Annotated in this window: 4 protein-coding genes and 1 pseudogene; 2 read left to right on the plus strand and 3 right to left on the minus strand. The window is 26.0% G+C overall.

The genetic code is table 11. From position 1 onward, the window contains the following. Positions 1-139: 139 nt before the first annotated feature. The 3 genes and pseudogenes from BGI41_RS05845 to BGI41_RS05855 form a co-directional block, all read right to left on the minus strand. Positions 140-1,573 (minus strand): Mur ligase family protein, encoded by a 1,434-nt coding sequence (locus BGI41_RS05845; RefSeq protein WP_088539437.1) that lies wholly within the window; start codon positions 1,571-1,573, stop codon positions 140-142. Between the two features lie 460 nt (positions 1,574-2,033). Then, positions 2,034-3,475: pseudogene (locus tag BGI41_RS05850) on the minus strand (B12-binding domain-containing radical SAM protein). Between the two features lie 210 nt (positions 3,476-3,685). Further along, positions 3,686-4,426 carry an archaeosine tRNA-ribosyltransferase gene (locus BGI41_RS05855; protein WP_088539441.1) on the minus strand — a complete coding sequence of 247 codons (741 nt, stop codon included), beginning with the start codon at positions 4,424-4,426 and terminating at the stop codon, positions 3,686-3,688. Between the two features lie 307 nt (positions 4,427-4,733). On the opposite strand from BGI41_RS05855, the gene hdrC reads away from it, so the two are divergent. Further along, positions 4,734-5,798 (plus strand): CoB--CoM heterodisulfide reductase subunit C, encoded by a 1,065-nt coding sequence (hdrC, locus tag BGI41_RS05860; protein WP_088539443.1) that lies wholly within the window; start codon positions 4,734-4,736, stop codon positions 5,796-5,798. An 11-nt stretch (positions 5,799-5,809) separates the two neighbouring features. Beyond that, positions 5,810-6,694: a CoB--CoM heterodisulfide reductase subunit B gene (gene hdrB, locus BGI41_RS05865; protein ID WP_088539445.1), complete on the plus strand. Its 885-nt coding sequence runs from the start codon at positions 5,810-5,812 to the stop codon at positions 6,692-6,694. Positions 6,695-6,917 lie beyond the last annotated feature (223 nt).

The raw sequence follows: 6,917 nt of genomic DNA on the forward strand, positions 1-6,917 counted from the left end.
ATAAATTTAGTTTTTAATTTAAAAAAGAGTAATTTATTATGTAATTTAAAAACTTATTGGTATAAAAAAAAGTAATTTATTAAGTATTTTAAAAACTATTAAAAAGTATATATTGGAAAATAGTATAAAAGAGGTAATTTTATTTATTTCCTCTTTTAATTTTTTGTTTAATTTGTTCCCACATTGCTTGTTCTTCTCCACAACCAGTCATTAAAATATAATCATATTTTGATTCTTTAACAAGATCACACATTCCATTTATCCTTTTTTTCATTTCATCATAAGGATATGGATAAAAGTCTGCATTAAATTCATCTTTAATTTGATTATAATATTCTTTTGCAATATCTACTGATTCTCTTCCTGGAATAACAATTAGATGATCTGGTTTAATTGTACGTATTGCTTCAAGATGATCTTCAAATACTTCTTCTTCACCTACATCTGGAGTAGTGTAAATAAATTCAACTGGGCCTTTTATATATGGTTTCATACATAATATATTTACTTTAAGTGCATCTCCATTATCTCCTTGACCTAATCCAATTAATTTACCATTATTGAGTTTCACTACTTCGAAACGTCCTGGAGGTAAAATTGCCATAGTTAAACTAGAAAATACTTTTTTTGCTGTTTTTTCAATTTTTTCAGGACTTGGTGTAAATGTAGCATAGACTGTTGTAGAACATATAACATTGTATAAATTATGAATACCAAAGTTTGGAACATCAGTATCAAATTTAAATGAAACATTTTTATCAACAGTATAATTGTATACTTCCCCTTCTACTGTTATATACCATCTTTCAGGTTCTAATTTAAAGTTAGTTAATTTAACATTAGGTTCTGGTCTTTTAAATCCACATTCACATTCATATATTCCTCTATGATTCATGAATCTTTTTGTGTATTTAAGGTCTTTTCCACATTTTGGACATTTAATTGGTTTATCTTCGAAAATATCAACTACATTATCTGTATCGAATCCAAAGTAATTAACATGAATATCTTTTTCTTTGTTTTTACCAATAAATGCAGTTCTAGGGTCATCTGCATTTGCAATTACAACGCCTTTTGTCATGTTTTTACTTAATTCTGTTTTTGCAGCTAAATATTTTTCAAAAGGATTTTTTACTCCAAGAACTTGTGTATGTTCTTTTGATATTGTTGTATAAACTACACCTACTGGATCTACAAGTCTTTGTACTGTTCCAGGAATTCCATGTTCAAAATCACGTATTCCATATTCAAATACTCCTAATTTAGAATTTCCTTTAAGTAATCCTGTTGCTATTGCATTAATTGTGTTACTTTCAAAATTTGAACATATTTCAGTATCTTCTGACAATAATTTAATTGTTAATGTAGTTGATGTTGTTTTTCCATTAGTTCCAGTAATTATAATTGATCCATATTCTGGTTCTTTTGCTAAGTTATTTAAAGCTTCATATGATCCAATTTTGAGGAATAACCAACCAGGAAAACTTTTTCCCATTCCTCCATTTAATCCAACTATTTTTTGCCCAAATTTACCCATCATTTTAGCAATTTTATATCTGAAATTTCCAATCATAGTATAATGTCCTTAAATTCTTTAAATATAATTAAATATTAGTAAAGTTTTTGTTTTTATTAATATTTATAATTTGTTTTAATTACCTATTTTTATTATAACTTTAAGCATTTTTTAAATTAATTAATTTTAGTATTTACGAAATATTATAAAAATAGTTTATTATTTTTTATTAAATATCTAAATAGCTTAGTCTTTATTTTACAATTTTAAGCTTGTTGTAGTTTTTATAGGTAAAATGTAGTTTTTTTATTAATTTATTTTTTTATTTTAATTTTTAGTTTTTTTTAGTAAAATTAGTTTTTTTTTATTTTTAATTTTTAGTTTTTTTTAGTAAAATTAGTTTTTTTTATTTTTAATTGTTGAAAATTAGTTTTTAATTTGTTGTTATAGGTTTAATTAATAAAAGTAGTTTAAATAAAATTATTGAAAATCAGTTAAGATTTTCAAAAAGTTTTAATTAAGATTTTATTTGATGTATGTTTCTCTTATTGTAATCTGTGTTTCCTCCACCATTTTAGTGAATACTTGTTTAATAACACCATAAAATGTTTTTAAAACCATTGGTCCATCTATTAAAAATTCTCTAATTAAATAATGTGGTCTTAAATAGAATTTAATAAATGCTTTTGCTTGTATTTTTCTTAAATCTTTAACAGAACAATCAATTGTATCTAAAATTGGTGAAATTAAGGTGAATTTAGACCAATCTTTAACTTTAATTAAATTTTTTTCAAATGCTTCTTTATAAAATCTTGTTCCTGGATATGGTGTTGCTAAACTGTATATTGCATAATTTGGTTTTAAACTATGAACAAATTTAATTGTTTTATTCATTGCTTTTTTAGTATCTCCAGGCATTCCTAAAGCAACAGAAGCAATAGTTCTGATTTTTTTCTCACGTGCTATTTTAAATGCTTCTTTTATTTTATTAATATTTGTTCTTTTACCCATTCTGTCAAGAACATCTTGGGCTGCTGATTCAACACCCATGAATATACAGATACAACCAGCTTGTTTCATTTTATCAAGAACTTCTTCATTTAGGGTATCTACTCTTGCAGTACAACCCCACATCATGTCAAGGTTTCTATTCATAATTTCATTACAAAGATCTTTTACTCTTTTTTTGTTTATTGTAAAAGTATCATCCATAAAAGCAATAGTTTCTATTCCATAATCATATTTTAAATGTTCCATTTCATCTACAATATTTTTAATACTTCTTCTTCTGATTTTACGACCATGCATTGCTGCAGAAGAACAAAATGAACATTGTACTGGACATCCTCTACTTGTAATCATTGTACTCATATGAGTGTCCATATTTAATAATTTGTAGTGATCCATAGGAAGAAGATGTAATGCTGGGAATGGAAATTCATCTAAATCCATGATTGGTTCTCTATCAGGAGTTACAATCATTATTTTATCTCCATTATCATTTTCTTCTTCGTAAACTATTCCTTTAACTTTTGATAGATCTCCTCCTTTTTCTATAGTTTGGACTAAATCTAACATGGTGTATTCTCCTTCACCACGTATAACAAGATCTACATTTTCATCATGTATTGTTTCTTCAAAATTAAATGTAGGATGATATCCACCTAAAATTACTTTAGTTTCAGGAATTGTTTCTTTAACTACTTGTGCACTTTCTAATGCACTTCCAATAGTTGGAGTAAGTGCAGATATTGATACTATATCTGGATTTTCTTCTTTAACTCTATCGGATAATTGTTCTAATGTATAATCTAATGCACATGCATCAATTATACTTACATCATAATCATTTTTCTCAAGTACTGCAGCAATATATGACATACCTAAAGGAGGTGCAATTACTCCCATAAATTTATATTTTGATGCTGTTTGTGGTGGGTTTATAAAGGTTATTTTCATGCTATCCCTTTTTTTTAATTTAATTGATATAAAATTAATATTATATATAATAACTTTTTATTATGATAAAATTTATTAATATATATCATCTTGTTTTATTTACAATTATTAAAATTTATTATTATATATAATAAACTTGTTTTATTCATATAATACTATTTTTTTATTGTATATAAAATAATTTTTTAATTTTTATTAAATTTGTAATTTTTAAAATAGTTGTGTATTTTTTAGTAAATAATCTTCATATTCTTTATCAAGTATTTTAAGAGCAGCTATATTTTGAGGACTTGTGTTTGCTCTTTCTTCTACTAAATTACGTAAACTTCTATTTTTCATATGCCATTTTACTTCTCTTAATACTAAATCTAAAGTATTCATATTGTATTTTTCAATTTCTTCTCTTGTTAAATTTTCATATATTCTATATGTTTCTAAGTCATAATTTTTAGTAGGTGTCATAAGAACATTCATATAACTATAATATTTAGCTGAATCTATTAAAAATCCATCAATACCCATGTATGAAAGTAATGGTATAAAGGAACATTCTGAAAATGGGAATATTAAAAAACTATTTGGATTAAGATTTTCTCTTAATTTAACAATTAATTCAACTAAATCCTTAGGATGTTGTAATAAATCATCACCATTTGCTATTAGAAACATATTATATCCTAATTTTTCTAATTCTTTACAACATTTTATACGTAAATCTATGTATTTTGAACCTTGGATTACTCCAATATCTGAATTTTTAATTACTTCTGAGGATTTTTTAATAGTTTCATTGACACTCCATTCTGCTAATTCTTTTTCAATATTGTATGCAAGTCCTTGATTATCAGCTATTTTAAAATCTTCAGTATTTATTAATAAAGGAGTTTTTATTTTATTTAAACGACCAAGTCTTCCAGGTCCATCATGGGATTTAATTTCAAATTTATTCATGTTTATCCTCTTTAAATAGACTTTATATAAAAATATCTTTTTTATTAAATAATATTCTATTGATTTTTAATTTAATTATAGTATATATTATTATATATTATTATAATTATTTTTTATATCTTATTATTAATTTGTCTAACTTATTTTTTTATTATTCATGTATTTTTTTAAAATTCTTTTATTTAGTGTAACCTTTTAGGTTACACTTTTGAATTTTTTAGTAAACTTTATATATTATTCAGTTAAAAATTACTATTAAGGATTTGAGGTTTATTAGTCCTGTGATTTTCCTAGGGTGTGTTTTTCAATGTCTGTGTTTTCTTTTATTAAATCTTTATTTGGAAAAAATAAAGATGATGAAAAGGTTAAAGAAGCTTCTGTTAAAGTTAAAGCTTCTGTTAAAGTTGAGAAATCTGAGCAGACATCTTCTGATAATACCATTGATAAAAATGGTGTTTCTGGAATTAAATCTTCTGAACCGATACACAAAAGTTCAAATGATGAAGTAAAACCTCCTGTTGAAGAAGTAAATACTTCTACAATTGATGAGGAAACTCAAATAGATGATTCTGTTAAAGAACCAGAAGTTTCCCAAAAAGAAATTATTGAATCTGAAGATAATTCTGAAGAATCAGTTACTGAAGAAATTTCTGATTCTGAGGATGTAACTGAAAATGAAGAAATATCTGAAGAAGAAACTGTTTCTATTGAAGAAAATGAAGTTTCTAGTCCTGAAGAATCTTCTGAAAAAGAAATTGATGAAGTTAAAATTTCAGCTGAATCTGAAGATAATTCTGAAGATGAAAACGAAATGGATAATGAGAGAGATAATATGACTTTATTAAAAGATAATGATATTTATACAATGGATGACATCGATGAAGATTTCAAACAAAGATTTATTGATGCAGGTCTTGAAACAGTAGATCACTGTTTCCAATGTGGTACTTGTGGTGGAGGTTGTCCATCTGGTAGAAGAACTCCTTACAGAGTAAGACAAGTTGTTAGAAAATGTTTATTAGGATTAAGAGAAGAAGTTATTTCTGATCCTGCTTTATGGATGTGTACTACTTGTTACACTTGTCAAGAAAGATGTCCTAGAAGTGTTGAAATCGTTGAAGTTATTAAATTCGCACGTAACGAAGCTGCTCACGCTGGTTACATGGCTGATGCACATAAAGCTACTGGTAAATTCGTAATAGAAACTGGTCACGCAGTACCAATTAACGATAAATTTAAAAACTTAAGAAAAGAAATTGGTCTTCCTGAAGTACCTCCAACAACTCATAAATATCCAGAAGCTTTAAAAGAAGTTCAAGATATTTGTAAAATCTGTGAATTTGATAAATTAATTGGATATGAAGGATTATAGGAGGAATTTTAATGGAAATTGCATACTTTTTAGGTTGTATTTTAAATAACCGTTACCCTGGTGTAGAAAAAGCTACCAGATTATTATTTGATAAATTAGGTGTAGAACTTAAAGATATGGAAGGAGCTTCTTGTTGTCCTGCTCCTGGTGTATTTGGTTCTTTCGATCAAAAAACTTGGGCAGCTGTTGCAGCACGTAACCTTTGTCTTGCTGAAGAAATGGGTGACGATATTGTCACAGAATGTAATGGTTGTTTCGGTTCTTTATTTGAAGCAAATGAAATGTTAAAAGAAAACAGTGAAAAAAGAGATGAAATCAACGCTATTTTAGCAAAAACTGGTGATCACCAATTTAAAGGTACCACTAATGTAAGACACTTTGCTGAAGTAGTATACAATGATGTTGGTTTAGATAAAATCGCTGAATTATTTGAAAAACCTTTAGATCTTAATGTTGCTGTACACTACGGATGCCACTTCTTAAGACCTACTGCTGAAAAACAAATCGATGATGCAGAAAACCCATCTATTTTAGATGAATTAGTTGAAATCACAGGTGCTAAATCCATCGATTACGATAACAAAATGATGTGCTGTGGTGCAGGTGGAGGATTAAGAGCTAGAGATAAATCTGTAAGTACAAGTTTCACTCATGAAAAACTTGAAAGTATGAAAAAAGCTGGTGCTGACTGTATTGTAGATGTTTGTCCTTTCTGCCACTTACAATTTGATGTAGGTCAAGGTGAAGTTAAAGAACAATATGGTGACGAATACGATTTACCTGTTTTACACTTAGCACAACTTTATGGTTTAGCTATGGGATTATCTCCTGAAGAATTAACTTTAGGTGCTCAACAAGTAAGTTCTGAACCAATTCTTAAAAAATTAGGTTACTAAATTTTTTATAGAGATTTTTTATCTCTATTTTTTACTTCTTTTTAGTTTTATTTTTTTAGTTATTATTTTTTATTAATTGTTTATAGCTTTTTATTTTATTTTAACTATTTTTTGTTTATTTTTATTTTATTTTTGTCTTTTTTTATTTTATTTTAACTATTTTTTGTTTATTTTTATTTTTTTTAAAAATTATATTTAAAAAAACTTTTATATTACTTTTTAT

The sequence above is a fragment of the Methanobrevibacter sp. 87.7 genome (assembly GCF_002208625.1).
Taxonomy (GTDB): Archaea; Methanobacteriota; Methanobacteria; order Methanobacteriales; family Methanobacteriaceae; genus Methanarmilla.